The organism is Sphingobacterium kitahiroshimense (assembly GCF_025961315.1).
Lineage (GTDB): Bacteria > Bacteroidota > Bacteroidia > Sphingobacteriales > Sphingobacteriaceae > Sphingobacterium > Sphingobacterium anhuiense.
In genome coordinates, this window is sequence record NZ_JAOQNK010000001.1 from 5,278,517 (window position 1) to 5,301,118 (window position 22,602).

General features: G+C 39.5%; 21 protein-coding genes. 13 read left to right on the top strand and 8 right to left on the bottom strand.

Annotated elements, in window-relative coordinates:
- Nucleotide 1 precedes the first annotated feature (1 nt).
- The gene (punC, locus tag M2265_RS22685; protein ID WP_207902435.1) at nt 2-1,210 is read left to right on the top strand and encodes a purine nucleoside transporter PunC; all 1,209 of its coding nucleotides are present in this window, start codon (nt 2-4) and stop codon (nt 1,208-1,210) included.
- A gap of 8 nt (nt 1,211-1,218) precedes the next feature.
- Here punC and M2265_RS22690 read toward each other — a convergent pair whose 3' ends face one another.
- Nucleotides 1,219-2,280, bottom strand: a complete 1,062-nt coding sequence (locus tag M2265_RS22690) for a hypothetical protein (protein WP_132770455.1) — start codon at nt 2,278-2,280, stop codon at nt 1,219-1,221.
- A 414-nt stretch (nt 2,281-2,694) separates the two neighbouring features.
- Here M2265_RS22690 and M2265_RS22695 point away from each other — a divergent pair, with 414 nt between their 5' ends.
- The 3 genes from M2265_RS22695 (at nt 2,695) to M2265_RS22705 (ending at nt 5,307) form a co-directional block, all read left to right on the top strand.
- Nucleotides 2,695-2,826 (top strand): hypothetical protein, encoded by a 132-nt coding sequence (locus M2265_RS22695; RefSeq protein WP_021188240.1) that lies wholly within the window; start codon nt 2,695-2,697, stop codon nt 2,824-2,826.
- 115 nt (nt 2,827-2,941) lie between these two features.
- Nucleotides 2,942-4,627, top strand: coding sequence for a tetratricopeptide repeat-containing sensor histidine kinase (locus M2265_RS22700; RefSeq protein WP_132770453.1), 1,686 nt, complete (start codon nt 2,942-2,944; stop codon nt 4,625-4,627).
- Between the two features lie 14 nt (nt 4,628-4,641).
- The gene (locus M2265_RS22705) at nt 4,642-5,307 is read left to right on the top strand and encodes a response regulator (protein WP_021188241.1); all 666 of its coding nucleotides are present in this window, start codon (nt 4,642-4,644) and stop codon (nt 5,305-5,307) included.
- Nucleotides 5,308-5,403: 96 nt separating this feature from the next.
- Here the strand turns inward: M2265_RS22705 and M2265_RS22710 are convergent, their stop codons facing one another.
- The 5 genes from M2265_RS22710 to M2265_RS22730 all read right to left on the bottom strand — a co-directional run bounded on the left by M2265_RS22710 (nt 5,404) and on the right by M2265_RS22730 (nt 10,796).
- Nucleotides 5,404-6,126, bottom strand: coding sequence for an outer membrane beta-barrel protein (locus M2265_RS22710; protein WP_132770451.1), 723 nt, complete (start codon nt 6,124-6,126; stop codon nt 5,404-5,406).
- A gap of 559 nt (nt 6,127-6,685) precedes the next feature.
- Nucleotides 6,686-8,182, bottom strand: a complete 1,497-nt coding sequence (locus M2265_RS22715) for an acyl-CoA dehydrogenase family protein (protein ID WP_132770449.1) — start codon at nt 8,180-8,182, stop codon at nt 6,686-6,688.
- Nucleotides 8,183-8,487: 305 nt separating this feature from the next.
- Complete coding sequence (locus M2265_RS22720) at nt 8,488-9,432, bottom strand: helix-turn-helix domain-containing protein (protein WP_207902434.1); 945 nt, start codon at nt 9,430-9,432, stop codon at nt 8,488-8,490.
- A 198-nt stretch (nt 9,433-9,630) separates the two neighbouring features.
- Nucleotides 9,631-10,263: an NAD(P)H-dependent oxidoreductase gene (locus tag M2265_RS22725; RefSeq protein ID WP_132770447.1), complete on the bottom strand. Its 633-nt coding sequence runs from the start codon at nt 10,261-10,263 to the stop codon at nt 9,631-9,633.
- A 95-nt stretch (nt 10,264-10,358) separates the two neighbouring features.
- A complete protein-coding gene (locus tag M2265_RS22730; RefSeq protein ID WP_132770445.1) occupies nt 10,359-10,796 on the bottom strand; it encodes a MarR family winged helix-turn-helix transcriptional regulator in 438 nt (145 codons plus the stop codon).
- 394 nt (nt 10,797-11,190) lie between these two features.
- On the opposite strand from M2265_RS22730, the gene M2265_RS22735 reads away from it, so the two are divergent.
- The 4 genes from M2265_RS22735 to M2265_RS22750 are packed head-to-tail and all read left to right on the top strand — an operon-like array spanning nt 11,191 to nt 16,302.
- Nucleotides 11,191-12,444, top strand: coding sequence for a hypothetical protein (locus M2265_RS22735; protein WP_132770443.1), 1,254 nt, complete (start codon nt 11,191-11,193; stop codon nt 12,442-12,444).
- Nucleotides 12,445-12,463: 19 nt separating this feature from the next.
- Nucleotides 12,464-13,510, top strand: a complete 1,047-nt coding sequence (locus M2265_RS22740) for a type II asparaginase (protein ID WP_031287148.1) — start codon at nt 12,464-12,466, stop codon at nt 13,508-13,510.
- A gap of 36 nt (nt 13,511-13,546) precedes the next feature.
- Nucleotides 13,547-14,959, top strand: a complete 1,413-nt coding sequence (gene aspA / locus M2265_RS22745) for an aspartate ammonia-lyase (RefSeq protein ID WP_410528392.1) — start codon at nt 13,547-13,549, stop codon at nt 14,957-14,959.
- Nucleotides 14,956-16,302, top strand: coding sequence for an anaerobic C4-dicarboxylate transporter family protein (locus M2265_RS22750; RefSeq protein WP_132770439.1), 1,347 nt, complete (start codon nt 14,956-14,958; stop codon nt 16,300-16,302). The genes aspA and M2265_RS22750 overlap by 4 nt, the downstream gene beginning before the upstream one ends.
- A gap of 74 nt (nt 16,303-16,376) precedes the next feature.
- Here M2265_RS22750 and M2265_RS27060 read toward each other — a convergent pair whose 3' ends face one another.
- The gene (locus tag M2265_RS27060; RefSeq protein WP_132770437.1) at nt 16,377-16,610 is read right to left on the bottom strand and encodes a PLDc N-terminal domain-containing protein; all 234 of its coding nucleotides are present in this window, start codon (nt 16,608-16,610) and stop codon (nt 16,377-16,379) included.
- Between the two features lie 255 nt (nt 16,611-16,865).
- Between M2265_RS27060 and M2265_RS22755 the strand changes: the two genes are divergently transcribed.
- Both M2265_RS22755 and M2265_RS22760 read left to right on the top strand, forming a co-directional pair.
- Nucleotides 16,866-18,113 (top strand): PQQ-binding-like beta-propeller repeat protein, encoded by a 1,248-nt coding sequence (locus M2265_RS22755; RefSeq protein ID WP_132770435.1) that lies wholly within the window; start codon nt 16,866-16,868, stop codon nt 18,111-18,113.
- Nucleotides 18,114-18,236: 123 nt separating this feature from the next.
- Nucleotides 18,237-19,010 carry a glucose 1-dehydrogenase gene (locus M2265_RS22760; RefSeq protein WP_132770433.1) on the top strand — a complete coding sequence of 258 codons (774 nt, stop codon included), beginning with the start codon at nt 18,237-18,239 and terminating at the stop codon, nt 19,008-19,010.
- Here the strand turns inward: M2265_RS22760 and M2265_RS22765 are convergent.
- Nucleotides 19,007-19,813: an XRE family transcriptional regulator gene (locus tag M2265_RS22765; RefSeq protein WP_132770431.1), complete on the bottom strand. Its 807-nt coding sequence runs from the start codon at nt 19,811-19,813 to the stop codon at nt 19,007-19,009. The genes M2265_RS22760 and M2265_RS22765 overlap by 4 nt on opposite strands.
- A gap of 202 nt (nt 19,814-20,015) precedes the next feature.
- Between M2265_RS22765 and M2265_RS22770 the strand changes: the two genes are divergently transcribed.
- The 3 genes from M2265_RS22770 (at nt 20,016) to M2265_RS22780 (ending at nt 22,566) form a co-directional block, all read left to right on the top strand.
- Nucleotides 20,016-21,464: an exonuclease domain-containing protein gene (locus tag M2265_RS22770; protein WP_243655424.1), complete on the top strand. Its 1,449-nt coding sequence runs from the start codon at nt 20,016-20,018 to the stop codon at nt 21,462-21,464.
- 37 nt (nt 21,465-21,501) lie between these two features.
- Nucleotides 21,502-21,924 (top strand): DUF3995 domain-containing protein, encoded by a 423-nt coding sequence (locus M2265_RS22775; RefSeq protein WP_132770429.1) that lies wholly within the window; start codon nt 21,502-21,504, stop codon nt 21,922-21,924.
- Between the two features lie 117 nt (nt 21,925-22,041).
- Nucleotides 22,042-22,566: a GNAT family N-acetyltransferase gene (locus M2265_RS22780; RefSeq protein ID WP_132770427.1), complete on the top strand. Its 525-nt coding sequence runs from the start codon at nt 22,042-22,044 to the stop codon at nt 22,564-22,566.
- Nucleotides 22,567-22,602: the final 36 nt, after the last annotated feature.

Consider the following 22,602-nt stretch of genomic DNA (forward strand, 5'->3'; position numbering starts at 1 on the left):
TTTGCAGAAATTTAGTGAAAACGATATGTTGGATAGGAAAAAGAATAGTTTTTTGTTTTTGATTTACTTGGTTGGACTGAGTATTATTGGTTTTTTGGCAACGGATATGTATCTGCCGGCATTTGATATGATGCGACTGGATCTTTCGACAGATAAGAGTAGTATCAGCGCGAGTTTAAGTTTATTTTTAGCTGGTTATGCTCTTGCACAGCTGGTCTGGGGGCCAATAGCCGATAAGATCGGGAAACCCAAAACCATCCTCATCGGACTATCATTGTTTACGCTCGCTTCTTTGTGTATCTTTTTTACCAACGATGTCCTTTCGTTACTTGTTTTACGTTTGCTGCAGGCAATCGGTGTCTGTGCTGCTGCGGTAAGCTGGCAGGCTCTGGTTGTTGAATATTATCCGGCATCTCAGACCAATAAAATTTTCGCGACGATCATGCCCATGGTGGCTTTATCTCCGGCTCTGGCTCCTTTGCTGGGTGTATATCTGTTGCAACATTTTGGATGGAGATCCATCTTTATCACCCTAGCTGGTATCGCCGTGCTCCTGATGCTGTATACCTTCACTTTAATGCGCAAGCAAAAGTTGGATACTCCAGTTGATACAAAAGCAGGTGAAAAAACGAAACAGTCCTATTTTTCACTTTTAAAATCCAACGTGTATGTGGGCAATGTGCTGCTCTATGCATTCTGCTCGGGTTCATTTTTTGCCTGGTTAACGGGCTCTCCATTTTTTCTCAAAGAACTGGGTTATGACGAAAGCCAGATCGGATTGAGCTTTGTTCCGCAGACCATTGCATTTATGATGGGCGGATATGGCTATAGGGCGCTGGCAAACCGTATTGAGACCAAAAAACTGATGCCGGTTTTACTGATTTTATATTCCGTGTCTCTTCTAGCGATATATGCTATGAGTGTGATGACGACACCTACATTGACATTATTACTGATTCCGTTCTGCGGTATGGCATTAGCAAACGGTGCATGTTACCCGATTGTAGTTGCGCAAGCACTACGTGTTTTTCCAAATAATCTGGGTAAAGCCGCGGGCTTACAAAATGCAATTCAGCTTGGAATCTGTTTTATAGCGAGTGCTATCGTTTCGGTTTTTTCAAAAGATGCACTATTGGCTACGGCAATCGTTATGGTAGGGACAATTCCATTTATGTTAATCGCTTATAGATTGACTTTAAAAGGTAAATAAAAATCATTTTACGGTCCCCGCCTCATGCTTTCTCCGACGGAAAATTCTCCCGGGTAGAGCAGTATGATATAATGATTGGGATCCTTTAATAATTTGAGATCCTGTAAAGCTGATGCGTCTGGGGCAGTTGAAAATTGAACATGATTGTTTGTTTTAGAGATCTGTATGGGGTAGATTGTTTTTTCTGTTAAGGTATCAGGATATGTTTTTATTTTGATATAATTTGGATGATCAGGATCTAGCTTAATAATCTCTGAGTATGGTTGTTGCGTTGTATCATCTCCAGAAACATATTGTACCTCGATCAAGCACATCCGTTGTTTTGCGATCAAGAAATGGGATACAGCATACAGGAAGAACAGACCAGCGATCATACCCATAAAATAAATCAGTTGCTTCAACTGAAAATTGGAGAAAGTAACATGAACTTTCATAGACGTTCTTTTTGAGGGCGGTTTTTCCCTGGGGGTTTCCTCCCGGGAAAGCCGCCCTTTTTTTTTGTCTTTATTTTTTACGATAACCTCCTTGTCGCTAGAATTATCCGCAGAAGCTATTTCCACTTCTTTATTTTCGAGTATTTCCTCTTCCGCTATGTGATTTTCCTGTTCTTGACTCTCGTGACCAATTGCTGTTGTACTTGCTTCAGGTACGATCGTTTTTTCATGATCATCAGGATCGCAAAATTCAGGTGTTCGCTTTTTTAAATGGCGCAATTCCCGCCATTTATGGAATGGTCTTGGACCAAACTGTGTGAGTATGGCTAGTAGTTTGACGATGTTTTCGTCGGGATTGCTCGTTTTAGCCGTTATAAAATTTTTAAGCGGTTTCAGTTTATCTAACGGAAATCGACGGATGCTGGTCTCCAGATCATCATATCGTTTGATCGGATTAAAGAAATCCTGAAATACCTGTGTATCTTCTTTCGATAGTCCATTTGCAAATAATTTTAAACTCAAATCTCTTAGATTCCCGGGTGTGGGATTCTCAAGTTTTAGATCTAACTCATGTTGGGAAAGCAACTCCCTAAAGTTACTTATCACCTCTTTTTTAAATTCTTCAAACTCAAACATTGTCCCAAAATTAAAGTAACCCTAGCACCCGATTTTACGGAAAACCGTAAAATAATAGACTCTTTACGCACTTTTTTGCACTGGAATTTTCGGAATTCTATCGGAATTTCTGGAATAATAACGGAAAGGTTGGAAAGATCGGAATCCTTTGATGTTTAGCTTTTTATCTGCGTTAATTTTGATTTGAAATCAGTTGATCAATCGACTAGTTCTTTCTAGGAAAGCGACGAAAAGATTTCATAAGGAGTGGATATCGCGGTCGTTTTTAACCGGTTTGGGAAGCAGTTATTGGTTCCCGCGATTGAAGCTCACTCACTTCCCAAAAAATTCAGAAGGCCTTCTGAAAACATTGTAGTAACCCCGGGCATGAGGCCCGCGGGACTACCAGGTTTTTGACTTTTAATTTTTTGAAAAATGTGGTATTTCATTTTAGCACTTTTATTTGGCAATCCTTCAAATACAGATACAAATCACCCTCAAGCATTATCCTCTGTGCAGGATGTGGACAATGAAGGAAATACTGGTCCTGTTCGTCCTGGTAAATAAGGATAAATAAATATCAGTTAAAATAAGGCAACACAAGGTTGCCTTATTTTGTTTTTAAGCGTCTGGTTGTTTTTCCAGTAAAATTTCGATAAATTCGAACAAAATAAGTTCCTTATTGAAACGCTTTAGCTTATACATACTTATTGTCTTTTTTTATTCCTGTCAACAAGCAGTTATTCAAAAGGAAATTCCTATTGATAATCCGGCTTATGATAAGGCATTCGAGTATCTCGAAATGGGGAAAGCAGATAGTTCTTTCTTCTATTTTAATGCGGCAAAACAGATCTTTTTGGAAAAAGGAGATAGTCTGCAAGTAGCCAAGTGTTTAATCAATATGGCGATTACCCAAAAGGAGCAGGGAGACTATTTTGGATCTCAGGAAACAGCATTGCAGGCTGTTCCTTTTCTGGATGAAAATAAACCTGAACATCATAGTTTTCTGAGTATGAATTTCAATGCTCTTGGACTTTCTACAGATGAACTTTATGATTATCCAAAGGCTATTCTCTTCTATGAATTAGCAATTAAATATTCTGACGATGCGCAAAATACACTGATCTACCGGAATAATTTAGCGAATGCCTATCTTTATAATAGGGATTATAAAAAAGCTCGTGAGATATATGATGGTATCATCGGTGGTACACATAAAAATGCTGTTGAATATGCGCGTGTGCTGTCCAATCTGACAAGAGTGAAATGGAAGCAGGATCCAACTTACCCTGCAATAAATGACTACCAAAAAGCATTAAAAATTAGGCAACAAGAGCATGATCTTCGTGGGCAAAATTCTAGTTTACTGCATATAACAGAATATTATGAGGATCAAAAACCTGATTCAGCTTTGTTTTATGCTAAAAAACGTTATGATATTGCTAAAAAAATTGCTAGTCCAGACGATCAAATTAAAGCACTGAAAACATTGATTCAATTGAGCCCAAGTGACTCCTCAAAATATTATTTTAAAATTTATAATGTTCTGAACGATAGTATTCAGGAAGCACGTCTCGTTGCAAAAAATCAGTTTACTATGATTCGCTATGAGGTGGAAAAAAATAAGGCAGATAACCTGAGCCTGCAGAAGGATAATGCGGAGAAAGAATTCAATATCGTAAGGCAGCGCATCTGGACATTCTGCGTTTCCTTATTATGTGTTACGGTTATTGTAGGCGGTACTTTATGGTATAAGAGACGCAAAGAACGTATGCAGTTTGAGGCACAAAATAGAATCAAAGCCAATCAGCTCACTATCTCACGTAAGATTCACGATGTGGTAGCCAATGGCCTTTACCGCGTCATGACAGAAATCGAGAATAGGGAAGATATTGACAGGGAAGGGATCCTCGACCGCCTGGAAATGATGTATGAGAAATCTCGTGATATTTCTTACGAAACCGAAATAACACCAGATGCGGAGCCGGATTGTCAGAAACAAATTGCTGAACTTTTGAAATCTTTTGTGACTGAAAATAGAAAGGTCATTATTGCCGGAAATGATGCTGAGCAATGGGAGGGGGTTACGGCACATATCAAGCATGAAGTCCATCATGTACTGCAGGAGCTGATGGTTAATATGCGTAAGCATAGCCAAGCAAGCGATGTGGTGATCCGTTTTGACTGGTCTCCTGGGCTATTGCGCATCTTTTACAGTGATAACGGTGTCGGGATGCCCGAATCGCAGGTAAACGGTAATGGTCTTACCAGTACGGGAAACCGTATTTCTAATTTGGACGGTAAGATTACCTTTGTCAATAATGCAGGGAAAGGGCTAAAGGTTGAAGTGTCCATCCCTATTTTTTAAAAAGATCTTATTATATGTTTAAAAAAGTACTTATAGCCGAAGATCATGAAATTGCCAATATTTCGGTTCAGAAAACACTTCAGGAGCTGGGGATCCAGACAGCAAAATATGTCTATTATTGTGATGATGCATTTACCTGGGTTAAAAATGCACAGCGGGACGGTGAGCCCTACGATCTGCTGATTACCGATCTGACTTTCGAAGAAGATCATAATCCGCAACGTTTATCGGGAGGTCTGGCACTTATTCAGGCAGTTAAAGAGATCCAATCCCAACTAAAAATCATTGTGTTATCTGCGGAAAGTCGGACTGCTGTTATTGATGAACTGTTTAAAAGCAGAGCCATCGATGGTTATGTGCGTAAAGCAAGACGCGATGCGCAATACCTGAAAGAGGCTTTACAGGCCGCACATCAGGATAAACTTTATCAGTCCCCTGAAATTAAACAGTCTATCCGGGAAAAGAATTCACATGAATTTACTACGCTCGATATTCATATCATTGCCCTATTGGCAAAAGGAATACTGCAGAAGGATATTCCACAACATCTGCAACAACAACAGATAAAGCCATCAGGACTGAGCAGTGTCGAGAAAAGATTGAACCTGATGAAAGAGGTGCTAGAATTTTCGAAGAATGAACAGCTTATTGCTTATTCAAAAGATATCGGTTTAATTTAAATAAACCGATATTCTATCCTTGCCGAACCCGTTATACAGGGCTTCTGAATTTATATTCAGAAAGCGAATCCCTGTCTATTTAGCACGTACTTTTTATTATTGTAAAGAAGAAGGTCTTAAGAGTTGAAACTGCAACCCTAAACGAAAGACATTTAAACGGGTCGCATCTGATGAGGACGCGCCATCCCTCTCCCCTTTATAATTTTTAGTACCCCAGGAGTAACCGGCAAATACCGTATAACGGTCATAATTGACGTTGAACTGTAGGCGCGGTCTAAGATCCATTTTCATGATATCTTTGCCTCTGTCATTCTCAAATTCGGTTTCATTGCCTTTGTTGTCTTCAATACTTCCTTTTTCTTTGATCTGAAGTGTGTTGGCGATATCAACGCCCAACTGCATATCCAAAGTAATAGGTTCAAATGAAAAACGATAGCCAATGAACGGATTGAAATTTAAAAACTGCTGATTTAGCTTGGTCATGCCTATGGTGTTATTCGTGTTTTCTGAGCTCTGAAGATATATTTTAGTCTGTAGACGTTCAAATGCACCTTCTACACCTAATAGGAAATTGTTGCCAAATACGTAGCGGTAGTTGATCGCTCCGCCCAGGTTAATACCATACTTTACTCCAAAAGGATTGTTGGTATAATAGTCCTGTGGGCTAGAACCGTTCAGGTTTGATCTAGAATCGCTTCCTGGTCCTGTAAAATTGGAAGAACCTGAAGTAATACCTACCCGCAATTCATGTGATTGGGAAAATGCAAGAATCGGAATACTGCATGTGAATAAGCTTGCTAGAATGATTTTCTTCAACATAAATGGAATTTTTAAATTATTTCATAACAAAGAAACAGTTGCTCCTTATATTATGTTTAAATTTAGGTAAATCATAGCAATAAACCCCATTAAGAATTTTATTTTAAATAAAAAATGGTTAACGTAGGACCTGTACGTTAACCATCTGTAAAAAATTACTAATTAATCACTTTGTTTGCAGTCGATCCAGCATTTTAGGGATAAACTGGATGCGATTGCAAACGTTGTAAATAAAAATTCGCACCTACCTTTAATGTGAATGATACAAAGTTAAAATTCCTGTTAATGGGATTTTACGGGAAACCGTAAAATTTCGATTTTATGACATTTTTAATTTAATTATCGTTTTTAAAGCCAATAGAGGCCTATTTTTTTTAAAAAAATAATTTTAATAAAATGTATTTCACTACTCTTAATCATTTGGGAACGTGCTCGGTAGGGGAGCTAATTGTGACTGTTTGCGATGATGAACCCGATTAAAATTAGTCCTAAACAGAAAAAGACACATCGTACGACGATGTGTCTTTTCTATATGCTTTGAAACTGCAGTCTTAATTTATTATAACGATGCGAATTTCATCCAGTCCGCATTTTCTTCATAATCCATTAATGGATCTGCTGTGTTGTTGCTATGCAACTGACCAGCAAACATCGCCAGATCCATCTTGATATGCTGACGTGTTATTTCGGTCATCTTATCGTTAAACCCTGCATTGTTGATCAACAATACATATTGATAACAAACAACGCGTGCGATCATTCTTCCCAAAGTCATCATTTCGCGTTGTTTTGGCTGATCTGGAAGATTGAAATTTAAAATTTCACTGAAGAATGGTGCTGCAAGTTCTGTCCCTTTATATTGTTTTAAGAATGCCAGAAGATTGTTTTCTTTGCTTTTGCGCATCAGTTTGGCAATTGCTTCAGCAATCTGTGTATATAACATTTCATTAGATCCTTCAAAAATCTGAAATGGTCTACTATCTACAACACCTCTGCCGGCAATATGGTCTAAGCGGTAACCATTTGCTCCTGACAATTGCAAGCATATCTGCGATGCTTCTTGCATCAGATCTGTCACGAATGCTTTTACACTATTGGCATCTACACCATGACTAGATAAGTCATTGCTGATTGAGCTTACTGTGGTGCTGTATGCACACATTGCCGAACATAGGGTAAAGGCTGCCTGTAAACGTGATAACTGAAATTTAACGGAGTCCATTTCATTAAGGCGGATGCCTGTAACACGTCTTTCATGACAATGTTGCATCGCTTCATCTAGCATACGCTTGATAAAGCCCATACCCATACCCGGAAACTGCAGTCTGCTACGGTGCAGTGTATCCAGCATTAATTTTATCCCGGTACTTTCTGGAACCAATCGCTGTGCTGCGGGTACTTTGATGTCAATATTATTGATTCCATAAGGAATAGCATATAAACCAAGACTGTTGTAACGTCTTTCAACTTCAATTTTTTGTTCTGTGGCTGCGTCTTCCGTTAAAAAGAAATCAATATCACGGGTCAGATCGCCGTTTTCATTTCTTTTACGTGCAGTCACTAACCAGTAATCGGCTGCTCCTGTAAGACCTTGCCAATGTTTCTGGCCCTGTATGCTGTAATGATCTCCTACCTGCTCATAAGAAGTACGCATATTGAGCGCATCGCTGCCAAAGTCAGGCTCTGTGATCATCAAGCCACCCATTGCCTGGTTTTCCAAAAACTTTTTGAATACTTTTTCCTGAACGGTGATATTGCCATACTTCGCTAATGGTTCTAGAAAAAGGGCAATGTTGATTCCGAAGATAAGGGACAGCGATAACGATTCGTAAGAAGCGGCAGCTAGTACTCCCAGACACTCTTTAACATGTACTCCACGACCACCATGGCTTTCTGGAATAGCAACCGCAAGCGGTGTCATGTCCATGATTTTGCTTAAAAAATCAGGCGGTAAATCGCGCGATAGACTAAGGTTATTATAGTCATATTCCTGATTAAATAAGCTGGATAATCTTTCCTTAAATGAGGAAATGTAAATATCAAAATCTTGCGTCATGGTTGATTGTTCTAAAAAGTTAAGCATCTTAAAATGTAGGATTAAATGATGAACAATAACGAAGGGGTTTATGCAGATACCATTCTTGTTCAGTGTCTCCTAACTTTTCTGATGAGAAGTGAGTACTGAAGTAAGGTAACAAAAAACTTGTTATCAAAAAATACATTTTTTTCTGGTTTAACATGAGTTTTATAAAAGTGATTGCATATTCACCATCGCTTTGTACAAAAATAAACCTAAAAACGCAATCTCTTTGTTTTATTTAGTATAAAGATTAGGACAAATCGTGCATGTGTGGCACGAAACTACCTCGCTTTATTTCGATAAGAGGTTGGTGACATGCCTACAATTTTCTTAAAGATGCGTGAGAAATAGGACGGATCGGAGAAATCCAATTCATAACATATGTCGGCAATGCTTTTGTTGGATTCGAACAGCAGGAGCTGACTGTGCATAACCAGAACTTCCAGAATAAGTTCCTTTGATGATTTTTTAAAAACAGCGGAGACACATCTATTGAGATAATTGGGCGATACGGCTAATTTATCGGCATAGAAGCCGATTTCCTTCTGTTTCAGGTAATTTTTGTGCACAAGTTGTTTAAACATCATCGCAATCTCCTGACTGCGGTTGAGCATGTTGTTGGTGTTGGAAAGCTTGATGATTTTTAATAGCGCTGATTTAAGCAAGCTTTCAAACAATTCTTTATAGGGAGATGCCGTATGCAACTCTTTGTAAAGCAATCTAAATAGCTGGTGGAGATCGTGATCATCTGCTGCAGAGAGATTGTGAAGCGGTGATATGGTGAAAATATTTAAAATTTCCTGCTCTCTGAAAATGGAGGTCATGGCTGCATCATTGACCAGAATACAATGTCCTTTGGCTGATTTATCAACTGATCTGATCACCGATATATTACCATAGTTGCTCATCAGGATCGCCGGCGCCTGAACCACATATTCTTTGGGGCCGATCTGGTGTTTAAAATAGCCTTCGGTTATATGAACAAGTAAATTGTAACCTAGAAAAATAGGCGGTGTCGGAAATTTAATATAGGGCGCAATTTCGCTCAATCGAAATATTTTGACTGACGATTGCATGTATTTTAGATGTTCCAGACTGCCGGACATAAACCGTTCGACAAATTCGTTCGCATTGACTTGTTTTTCCATTCTTGATCCTAATATAATATTTCTGGTACTTACTGCCAAAGCTAAAAGATGTTTCTTTTCTGTAGCAAAGTTACGCATTGAAATGATATCAATTTTATACTAATCTTGTGCCAGTAATCACCTTTATACATCTTTCTCCATCATATTGAGGCCGAGACTGCCGTGGCATGGCAATATTTTTATACAGAAAAGGGCTATGTGTAAAACATAACCCTTTCTTTATTATTAGCCACTAGATTGCAGAATATGGTATTATCTTACAAATCCTGCTTTTTATTATTTGTAGATAGCAAATTCTTCAATCGGATTTCTTACTTTCTTCATTGGTGCTAACCAATCTTTTTCAGCATCACGGTAGCCCACGTACATTAATGATACGCTTTTTAAACCTAAACTTGCTAAGTCAAGTACTTCATCTACAATCTGATTGTTAAAGCCTTCAGCAGGAGTAGTGTCAACACGCAATTCCGCTGCCTGTGCCAATGCCAGCCCTAAACCAATATAAGATTGTTTTGCGGTATGTACAAAATGCTGTTCTTCAGTCTGAGAAGCGTATAGCTTTTTGATCATATCTGTATAACTATTGAATCGTCCTTCAGGCAATTCACGCTCTTCTGTTGTACGGTTGTAGATGGTATCGATGCGTTCTTCGGTATACTTGTCCCATGCAGCAAATACCAATAAATGAGAACAGTCGCGCATACACTCAGGATTTAAAGCTCCAGCAACTAATCTTTCGCGTACTTCTTGACTTTCGACAACGATGATTCTAAAAGGTTGCAATCCTGAAGAAGTGGGCGCTAAACGTGCCGCTTCTACAATTTTTTCGATGTCTTCTTTACTTACTTTTTTTGTGGGATCGTATGCTTTTGTAGCATGGCGCCACTGTAAATCTTCAATTAATGCCATTGTTTTAATTTTAATGATATGTTGATAACGGAGCGTGCAATTTTGATATTAAAAGATTTGTTCTTTTCAATTGTCAGATACTCCTGATATTAAGGTTATACTTCTGTTACTATTTTACTTTTTAATATTTTATTGGCAATGTTGCGCATACTTTCAATCTCTTCAGCACTGATCTCCAGTTCTTCTATTAATTTCTGCGGTATGCACTTGGCCTCTTTTTTCAGGTCTTTTCCAGCTGTTGTCAGGAAGATTTCGACAACCCGCTCATCAATCGTACTCCGTTGTCGCACGAGCAGATGTTTTTGTTCGAGACGCTTCAGTAACGGTGTCAGTGTACCGCTATCTAAAAACAGTTTATGACCAATCTGATTGACGGTCTGTTGGTCTTTTTCCCAAAGAACCATCAATACCAGGTACTGTGGATAGGTCAGTCCGATCTCATCGAGATGAGGGCGGTAGCGCTGAATGATTTCCCGGCTCAGTGCATAGAGGGGAAAACAGAGCTGATTGTCCAACTTTAAAAGATCTTTCATGTCAATTTTGTTTGCGGTACAAATATAAATATTATTTGCAATTAAGTTGTGCGCAATTTAAAAATAGGACTTTTTAATGTGTTTGTTGACAATGATATGGCATAGATCGGGAGAGCAATATTCTTTAAAAAGTTGTCTTGCTATCCTTTTTTAATAATTTTCCTGCTAGACTTGTGTCTTAAGAAAATATATAAAATACAGTGTGATTGAATTAGGTTAGAATTAACTGAAATATGATCTAAATAAATTGTATTTATGATTGCTGTTGGTAATTAATTGTTTTTAAGTGTGTTGTGGTTTATTTGAAAATTTGCAAAACATTTTAACGAAGGCATTGGTTTAACTGAGAGTAAAGGGTACTGATTACTTACTGTTGGCTTAGATTAGAGTCTTTATGAATAGACCAATTACTACTAAATACCGATTAGCAATATTAATGTCTTGTTGTTTACTGTTTGTGCAACCCCTTTGTGCGCAACTCATACGTTATGAGACAAAGGATTCGCTGAATGGGAAACCTAAAATGACTTCTTTCTTAATCGGCCGTTTGAAATTAAACGGAATCTACGATATCAAGGGTAACCTGCATGGCAACAGTTCTTTTTTAATCCACGAAAATGATGTTTATGGCCGTGATAGACCGGCATTCTGGGTTGATATGCGTCAGAGTCAAATACGTTTTGCCTCCACAACGCAGCTGAAGAATGGCAAGGAGATCAGTGCGATGTTGGAAGGTGATTTCGAGGGTGGACCTAACCGGACTTCACTGTTCAGACTGCGCCATGCCTGGATTAAGTATGATCACTTTACTTTGGGACAGAATTGGTCCACCTTTGGAGATCCGGATCTGTGGCCGGCAAGTTTGCTGGACTGGGATGGGCCGACCGGGATGGTTCTGAGTCGCCGCATCCAATTGAATTATAAAAACAAATTTACGGAAAAGGGCGGTGCTGGTTATGAACTTGCGATAGAGCAAATGGAACCCCGTAGATTGTATGATTATACCATCAATATAGATCGTGGGGTAGATTATGCACCCCGACGTATTCCTGACGTCATCGGTGCACTGCGCTATGATTACGATGGAGGAAGCTTCTTGAAGGTAGCAGGGGTTTACCGCAATATTGCTTACGATTCGAAAGAAGTATTGACTGGGGATACGGACTACAGGTACAGGACAGCCAATGGCTGGGGGCTGACAGGGATGGCCAGTATTTTTTTTAATAAAAAATCAGGATTGGTCAACAACCTGCAGGCACAATGGAATATGGGGCGGGGTATCGCTGATTATTTTTTGGCTATCGGAGGTTCGGGACTGGATGGCTTCGCTCATGAAGAACAGCCCGGGGTGCTCAATTTATTGGATGTAACTGCGGGATTTATATCGTATCAGCGCTTTTGGACACCTAAATTCCATACGATGCTTATGACTTCCTATAATCATTTTTCGGGCGGAGAAAATACGCTAAGTCCTTGGAATAAAATGAATAATTATCAGTTTACCTTAAATCTTTCATACAATGTTCTAGAAAATCTGATGCTGGGATTAGAACCACAGTTCGGTTATAAACAGCTAGAATTTGATGAGGGGCTTACAAAAGGGAAAAATGCAATGCGGATGAATTTTGGAATGCTATTTAATTTTTAACCAATCAAATTATAATACAATGAAAAGACTACTGATATCTCTAACCCTGCTGCTGTTTCTGCAGTTGGCCTATGGACAAAAGCCTAAGATCATCATATTGGCCACGGGTGGAACCATAGCTGGACAGGGGGCTTCAGCAAATCGTGCAGGGTATACTGCAGGAAAGATTCCGGTATCTGAATTGATCGGGAGTATTCCATCGATCAACGAAATCGCGGAGGTGAGCGGTGAACAGATTTCTTCTGTTGGTAGCCAGGATATGAGTTTGGATATCTGGAAAAAGTTAGCGGTTCGCATTAATGAGATTTTCAGTAAAAAGGAAGCTGACGGAATTGTGATTACACACGGTACCGATACGCAGGAGGAAACGGCTTATTTTCTGGATCTGGTGGTGGCTTACGATAGTCCTGTTGTCTTGACCGGCGCCATGCGTGCCTCTACCGCTATCAGTGCTGATGGCCCTAAGAATTTATTTGATGCCATAACCTTGGCGGCTGATGTGAAAAGCAAGGGCAGAGGTGTGCTGGTGTCTTTTAATGAATCCATTTTTAATTCAAGGGATGTGACCAAATTGAGTACAACGAAAGTCAATGCATTTGGTTCACCTAATAGTGGTGCAATCGGTCAGGTTTTTGACGGAAAAGTGGAATTCTACAAATCTTCAGACCGTCAGGTGAAACCTTTGGCTCCTTTTAAAATAGATGCTAATACGGTCTTCCCAAAGGTTGAAATTGCATATATGTATGCCGATGCTTCACCAGCTTACCTCAACCTGCTGGTAAAAGAAAAGGCCGCGGGTATTGTAATCGCGGGGGTAGGGAATGGAAATTTTTCGAAAGCTTTTACTGAACAGGTAAAACAGGCTGTAAAAACAGGCATCATGGTGTGTCGTGGAAGCAGATGTGTATCGGGTCGGGTCGTCGAAGATGGAGAAGTGAATGATGATGAATTAGGAACGTTGGTATCCGATGATCTAAATCCACAGAAAGCCCGGATACTGCTGATGCTGGGCTTGTTAAATACACATGATAAAGAAACATTGCAAGGTTATTTCTTGCGTTATTAATAGCATTATAAACGATTATCATTTTAAATAATAAAGATTATGACATCTTCTCGAATTGAACACGATTTTTTAGGTGAAAAAGAAATTAGCAACGACTGCTATTACGGTGTACAGACGTTACGCGCGAAGGAAAATTTTGATATTACTGGAATTCCGATCGGTAGTGAGCCTCTTTTTATAAAGGCATTTGGTTTTGTGAAAAAAGCGGCAGCATTGGCGAATAGAGATCTGGGTATTCTGGATGCAAAGAAAGCCGAAGCGATCGCGTATGCCTGTGACCGTTTGATTGCAGGTGAGTTTACGGATCAATTTATCAGCGATCTGATTCAGGGCGGTGCTGGTACTTCTTGTAACATGAATGCCAATGAAGTGATTGCCAACCTGGGACTTGAATATCTGGGGCACCAAAAAGGAGAATATAAATATTTGCACCCGAATAACGATGTTAACTTGTCGCAGAGTACAAACGATGCTTATCCTTCTGCTTTTCGAATTGCAGTTTATCTTAAAATTGGGGCTTTCTCCCACGCTTTGGAGGATCTGCAAGGCGCATTTTTTAATAAAGGGAAGGAATTTGACGGCATTTTAAAAATGGGGCGTACGCAGTTGCAGGACGCTGTGCCGATGACTTTGGGACAGGAGTTTAATGCTTTTGCAACCACGCTTGGTGAAGATGTGCTACGCATTCGGGAGGCTTCACAGTTAATTACAGAGGTGAACATGGGAGCTACAGCAATTGGTACCGGCGTGAATGCGCCTGAGGGATATGCACAGTTATGTGTTCAATATCTAGCTGAGATAAGTCAGGTGCCCGTTACGCTTGCTGCGGATCTGATCGAAGCAACATATGATACTGGCGCTTTGGTTCAGTTGAGCGGAACGTTGAAACGTAATGCGATAAAATTGAGTAAGATCTGTAATGATCTTCGTCTGTTGAGCAGTGGTCCTCGTTGCGGTCTTAATGAAATCAATCTGCCGGCAATGCAACCGGGTTCTTCGATCATGCCTGGAAAGGTCAATCCGGTTATTCCAGAAGTGGTCAACCAAACTTGTTTTTATGTTATCGGGGCCGATCTTACGATTACGATGGCGGCAGAAGCTGGTCAGTTGCAGTTAAATGTGATGGAGCCTGTCATCGGCATGGCTCTGTTTACTTCTTTGCAATACTTGACCAAAGCTTGCGGTACCTTGAAAGATAAATGTATCGTCGGTATTACCGCAAATGTCGAACATAGTAAAAATCTGGTGATGCAGAGTATCGGGATCGTAACACAATTGAATCCGATCTTAGGATATGAAGAATCTGCTTCTATCGCAAAAGAAGCTTTAAAAACAGGTAAATCTATTCATGAAATTGTAGTGACGGAACGTAAATTGATCACACAAGCGAAGTGGGATGAGATTTATTCGATCGAAAATTTGATTCATCCTAAATTTATATCGCAATGATATTCGTGCAATTTGTGATCCTGTTGGCAATGATCTTAATCGGATCCCGTATGAAAGGTATTGGCCTGGGGGTGATGGGGATGATCGGTCTGTTTATCTTTGTGCTGTTTTTTAAGATGACACCGGCGGATCCACCGATATCGGTCTTACTGATTATCTTTGCTATCGTAACTACGGCGGCGACTCTTCAGGCCGCAGGTGGTCTTGATTACCTGGTGAGTATAGCGGAACGTATCATCCGGAAGAATCCGAGTCAGATCACCTTTATTGCTCCTTTTACGACATACTTTCTTTGCTTATTTGCTGGGACGGCACATATTGTTTACTCGCTTTTGCCGATTATCGCAGAGGTTTCGGCCAAACAGCGTATTCGTCCGGAAAGACCACTTTCGGTATCGGTCATTGCTTCGCATCTAGCGATCACCGGTAGCCCGATGAGTGCAGCCAGTGCCTCTTTAGTTGCTATACTGGCTTATTCTTCGGCTTCTATCGATATCATGAAAATATGTATTCCAGCGGCACTCTGTGGTATATTTGCCAGTATCTTAGCTGTACGAAAGAAGGGATTGGAACTGGATAAGGATCCGATATTTCTCGAGAAGATGAAGGATCCTGAATTTGCAAAATCGATGGATCCTAGTCAGATGGAAAATGGGACTACTCAATACCAACCTGAGCCAGGGGCTAAAATTGCGGTTGCCATATTTGGATTTGCAATTCTGTTGATTATATTTTTTGGAGCTTTTCCTGCTTTTGTTCCTCATGTGGGTGGAGGACCTAGTTTCAGTGTAAATGCAAATGGAACGATCAATCTGACCAGTTTGATCATCATGATCACCTTGTCCGCTTCAGCATTTATCATGCTGATAACAAAAACTTCTGCGGTAAAAGTCGCGAAGATGAGTTTATTTACATCGATGGCAACTGCTGTTGTTTCTGTGTTGGGTGTGGTGTGGATGAGTGCTACTTTTATGCTGGCTAATGAGGCGGTTATTGAACATACTTTTAAGGATATCGTAACGGTATATCCCTGGACGTTTGCGATTGCTTTATTTTTGATGGGAGCGCTGACTTTTAGTCAGGCGGCGACCACACGGACTATTATGCCAATGGGTTTGGCACTTGGTATTACTAGTCCACATTTACTAGCGATGTTTCCGGCTGTAAATGGTGATTTCTTGCTTCCTGGTTACCCTACATTGGTGGCTGCAATAGATTTTGATCGAACGGGCAGTACTAAAATTGGTAAATTTGTCGTCAACCATAGTTTTATGATTCCGGGTCTGGTTGCCATAGCAGTCACTATTTTTGTTGGTTTTATCTTAAGTGGTATACTGCTTTAGCTAAAGGTTCTGAAAGTTTTTAAGAGACATCTTTTCCAGAAGAAAGGATGTCTTTTTGTATGTTACCTAACTGTTTAATTTTTGCTGATAGACCATTTGTTCTTTAATACGATAAAATAATAAGCAAAACTGCCTAATACCGGGATGCTAAGAATTATGAAAAACCAGAGAAGGCGGTGTACGCCTGGTATTGTTCTATTTGTCGCGGCGTGAAATAAACAGTATAAATAAGCAAACAGCACCGGTAGGATGAATATACTAAGAGCAATTATCTCAGAAGTGCCAAGATTTATGAATAAGAGGTCCATATATTTAAGTTTATATATTAATCATTTTGAAATTAATAGTTGAACTAATGTAGTGATTTTTAATGAATTGACAAAAAAGGCTGTCATAGTCTCTATAAGTTTTATCATTTAGGATAACTAAGGGTTGTGCCATAATGAAAATTATATAGTTTTTGTCCAATTATTATTACATTTGATAGGTGCCAATGTTCTATTGGTACTATATAATGACCTAATAAATAATTGATTGACCAATTTTAAAACGCTGGAAACCGTATGCCCCATTTAAAAAAATATTTTTACTATACTGTGTTTGCCTTCTTTTTTTTAGGTATGGTTGTGCAAGCACAACAGTTAGCTAGAACTGCCGACCGTCACAATTATACTTCCGGTGCATTGATTCAGGACAAGCTTCAGGTTAAGTGGCGTTTTCAAACCAAAGGGCAGGTTTATTCTTCTCCTGTTTTATATGCCGACAAAGTTATTATTGGATCCTGTGACAGTAATCTTTATGCTCTAAATAAAGCTGATGGAAGCGTACTTTGGAAATATAAGACAGGTGGAGAGGTATGGGCTACTGCGGCGGTGGATCAACAGGTTGTTTATTTTTTAAGTGCTGATGGTCATTTTTATGCGCTAGATGTGCATACCGGAAAGCAATTGTGGACTTTTAAAACGGAAGGTGAAAAGACTTATGATATCTGGGATTATTTTCAATCTTCGGCAGCTGTAGAGTCGGGAATCGTGTATTTTGGATCTGGAGATGGACATATTTATGCGCTTGATGCCAAAAATGGAAAAGAAATCTGGAAATATAAAACAGCAGGTATTGTACATGCTTCGCCTACTGTGACAGCCAATGAAATCTTGATCGGTAGTTTTGATGGTTATTTTTACTGTTTAGAGAAAAATGGTGATTTACGCTGGAAATTTAAAACGATTGGTGAGCACTATTTTCCGAAGGGGGAGGTGCAGTTTCATGCGGTTGCGGCGGATAGTTCTATTTATTTTGGAGCCCGGGATTTTAATAGCTATGCTTTAAAAATTAAAGATGGTACTGGACATTGGGTTTATCATCAGCCCGGAAGCTGGATCAGTGTACCTAGTCTTGCTGGAAAGCAGCTGCTGCTGACCATGTCGGATTCTTATAGTGTGCTCGCTTTGGATAAGGTTTATGGAGGGAAACTTTATGAACCACGAATTCCATTAAATACGTTTAGCAGTGCTTCGATCACAGATTCTGCGGCTTATTTTGGTGCGTTGGATGGTGTGCTTTATAAGTTAGATCTTTCGAAAGGTACGGTTTCAAGTGTTTTTCAAACGGCATCCAGTAAACTGAACCGGTCAAATTTTTTTGATGAAAAAGATAAGTTACGAACTGGACTGGATGAAAAATATGCACATGATATCCATAAATTGTTTACGGGATACCTGCAGATGGGCAGTATTTTTTCTACGGTCTGGATCGATGGTCAATCATTGTATTTTGGTTCTACAGATGGCGCTGTGTATGCACTTGAATAGTTTTGTAAGATATGTGATTTGTTTTTAGAGAAACTATTATGCTCCTTGTTTGTTTAAAAATTGCGAGCAATGATGTCTTGAAGGTTCTTGTTTGCTTTTATTATTGATTACAACAGAACAGGCATGGATATTTCTAAATTATTTGATTTAAGCGGTAAAACGGCTATTATTACTGGCGGAGCAGCAGGTATAGGCAGGGCTTGTTGCCAGATGCTGGCTGCTCATGGCGCGTATGTCGTGGTCGCCGATTATAACTTTTCTGCAGCGCAGCAAACAGCATCTGAAATTAATCAAGATGGTGGAAATGCACTAGCAATTGAATGTGATGTAACGAAGGATGAAGCGTTGGTTAATCTGGTAGATGCTACCGTTTCAAAGTATGGTGGAATACATATTTTAGTAAATAATGTGGGTGGAGGTGGAGCAGGGAAAGAAAGTCCTGATCAGATCGCTGTTTCACAATTTGCCAAGGTATTTGAAATGAATGTTTTTAGTATGTGGCGGCTATGTCAATTGGTAGCTCCCCATATGAAATCGGCAGGTTATGGGAGCATAATCAACATGTCATCTATGGCTTCTATCAATACCAGTCCTGCAATTAGTGCTTACGCTTCTTCTAAGGCTGCGGTAAATCATATGACTAAAAATTTGGCATTCGATTACGGACCGGAAATCCGCGTGAATGCGGTGGGTCCTGGAGCGGTTCGAACGCATGCACTGAGTACAGTGCTGACGCCGGAAATAGAACGCAGTATGCTGAAGCATACACCCTTGCAACGCTTGGGGGAGCCAGAAGATATTGCTGGTGCGGTGCTTTATTTTGCGGCTCCGATTTCCAGCTGGACAAGCGGACAGGTACTATTTGTAAATGGGGGCGGGGTGCAGACCCTGGATTAGGGTTTCTGAATAATCATTTTTTTTATGTCATCTAAACTTTGGAGTACTGTTGCAATAGTTGCTGTTGTTTCGGGCAATTCTGTTGTATGGTAACTATGAAACTCCCATATTTCTAAAATTTCTTCAAGTGGAACGGTATACAATTCGTAAATAGGATTTAAAGAACGACACTGTAATACTCCGTCTCGAAGCAGTGTGATGGCTTTGAATATAATATCCTGCCCCTTTAAGACTACAAGCGCGAGTGATTCGGGTTTTATTTGGCTCCAGTCTTCAATAAATTTTCCTGTTATATCCATATTTTGAGGAAAGGGCAACATGGAGTCTCCAACTACAGGAAAGGTACGATAGGTTCGGTGCTTAGAAAGATTGGGAATATGATATTTCGGTAGCTCTGAAATATAGTCCGGATCAGCATACCCTCCAGATACATAGCCAGCTCGTCCTATTATGGGCACATAGTCAACATGTTCCTGATCGGATTTGTCAACACTGATGGCCAGAACTCTAAGATTTCCGCCTTTGATATAAATATCGTTCCCAGCTTCTAGATCGCGAATCTTTAACTCACCTAGCTTACTGATGTCAACGGTCATTAAGGTATCTAAACTGATCTTAAAATAATTGGAGATGGATAACATAAAATGTGGTTCCATTGCTTTTGTTTTGCCAATTTCAATAAGTGCAAGTTTTACCCGTGTTACATTGATGGCTTCGGAGAGTACTGCCTGACTGACTTTTTTACGCTCCCGGAGGAACTTTAGGTTATTGGTAAAAAATATTTTTGGTTCTTTATTTTCCATTTGCTATTATTAGAAACATTGAATTGTTTCTATTGGAAACAAATGTAGTGTAAAGTATTGATTTTTTATAGGGCATTATGGTGACACCTGACGATTTGGATTTATTTTTGTAAATAGAAAAATTACGCAAAGTTGATCGGAAGTTAGTTAGTTCCTGTAAGATATAGAATAATGAGTTGCAAACTTTGTTAAATTGATTGAGGTGAACAAGTTGAAAAACATAACGTATGCCATCGTGGATATTGAAACTACGGGTGGAAATGCCCGGGGCAGCCGTATGACAGAAATTGCGATTGTGATTCATGACGGAGAGAAAGTCATTGATCGATGGGAATCGTTGATTAATCCGGAACAGCATATTCCATTGGCTATTTTTGCACTGACGGGAATTGATAACGAGCTGGTGGCAGATGCGCCTGTATTTGGTGATATTGCGCAAAAGGTTTTCGATATGCTGGATGGGCGTATTTTTGTTGCTCATAATGTCAACTTTGATTATTCATTTATTCGTCATCAACTGGAAGAACAGGGGTATAAATGGACGGCACGAAAACTATGTACAGTACGACTGAGCCGTAAAATAAAACCGGGTTTTCGATCTTACAGTTTAGGAAAGCTTTGCGACAGTTTAGCTATTCCTATTTCAAATCGTCATCGTGCCGGCGGAGATGCAGAAGCAACGGCCATATTGTTTTCTTCTTTACTGCAGTGGGATACTGAAGGTGTGGTGGATGAAATGCTGAAGAAAGCGGCTCCGGATCAACGACTCCCGCCTAATTTGGCACCAGAGGATTTTGAAGCCTTACCGCAGCATCCGGGCGTCTATTATTTTATGAACCAATACGGAAAGGTTATCTATGTTGGAAAAGCCATAAACCTAAAGAAGCGTGTTGCATCTCATTTTACGGGACATAATATCAATAAACAAAGACAGCATTTTTTAAGGGAGATCTATCATATCACATTTGAGGTGTGCGCGACGGAACTCATGGCGCTATTACTGGAATGTACAGAAATAAAGAAACTATGGCCGGCCTATAATCGTGCATTGAAACGTTTTGAGCCTAAATTTGGTTTGTTTAAATATGAAGCACAGAATGGCTATCTGTATCTTGCGGTCGGTAAATTGAAAAAGCACTGTCAATGTATTCAGGTATTTAATCTGGAATATGATGGGGTACAGGTCTTGCGGCAGTTGATGGTTAACTTTGAGCTCGATCATCGTATGTGTACATTTGGTGCTACAGAAATACCTTATGCAAGTAGGTGTTTTCCGGATGAACCGGATTTGCCGGAAGTTGAAAAACATAATGCGCAAGTGGAATTGGCTGTCGATCATCTTTTGGAGCAGCAACCTACCTTTGTAATCGTTGATAAAGGAAGAACACCAGATGAGAAAAGTTATGTCTGGGTAGAGCAAGGGAATTTTTATGCCATGGGCTATCTGGATGAATACGTACAATTCGAGTCGATGGAAGATATCCGTTCTAGTTTACAGCGATATCCCGGCAATCACTACATGATACAACTGATCAATGCCTATATGACGAAGTATCCAAGAAAGGTAACTTATCTGAACGATTGTCAGAAAGCTGTCGTATTACCTGAATTAACTGGAGATTCGGATGAAGAATCTTTGATCTTGTTTTAAGTATCCTTATTATTGAATTAAAATAAAAAATAAACGAATGGAGTTTATACTTTCAAAAATAAATATTGTTGTTTTCTTGTTTCTTGCCGTGATGCATATGTATTGGGTATGCAATGGACAGTTAGGAATTGCGGCCACGATCCCGACAAAGTTGAATGGGAAGAGAGTTTTTACCCCCAGTCGGTTTGGAACCTTTATCGTCGCTGTTGGGTTGTTCCTGTTTGCGGTGCTCAATATGGTTTTTGATGGTCTTGTTCAGGTACCAATAGCACCCTCCTATGTTGTTTATGGTATGTGGACTATTGCTGTTATATTTCTACTTCGATTTATAGGGGATTTTAAATACGTCGGCATTAGTAAAAGATTTCGAAAATCTGTTTTTGCTAAGAAAGACACTTATTTCTTTAATCCTTTATGCTTTTTTCTATTTGTTTCCCATATTTTGCTTGTCATTGACTAGTACATGCTAGAAGTATTTGAGGTAAGGGATTCAATATTTGAGTAAAAGGGTTTGGGGATACTTTTGCAACGATATAAGTAAAGTGTCTGTTAGAATAGGTGTAGTCATTTTTATAAGATGAAAGTGGATATTAAAATTAAAATCGCATCCGGAGCGGATCTGGATGGAATACTTGCGTTACAATTTGAAAACCAGCCTGCACAAGGTGGTACATTGTCAGGTGGACTTGGACGGGAACAAATTGTAGCCATGATGCAAGATATGCCTCAAGTAGTGGCTATCTCGGAAGATCAAGTTGTTGGATATTTATTATCTACATCTAAAATGGTCTATAAAAAGCATCCTGTACCGATTCTTGATGCTATGTTTAGTGCTTACAGTGGCGCTTTAGATTCGTACGTGTATGGTCCAATTTGTGTAAATCAGGATCTGCGCGGAAAAGGGGTGTCACAATTGATGTTCAGCGAACTTATAAAGCAGGTGCCAAATCGAGAAGGGATTTTATTTATTAGAAGAGACAACATACCATCTTTACGTGCTCATGAAAAAATGGGTATTGCAAAAGTTGGCAGTTTTGTATTTAGGGATACCGTTTTTGACGTACTTGCTTATTTGCCTGCAGCAGATGAGGATAAAAAATAGAAGCTTAAGCTCAAAATAGATATTGATTGCGACCAA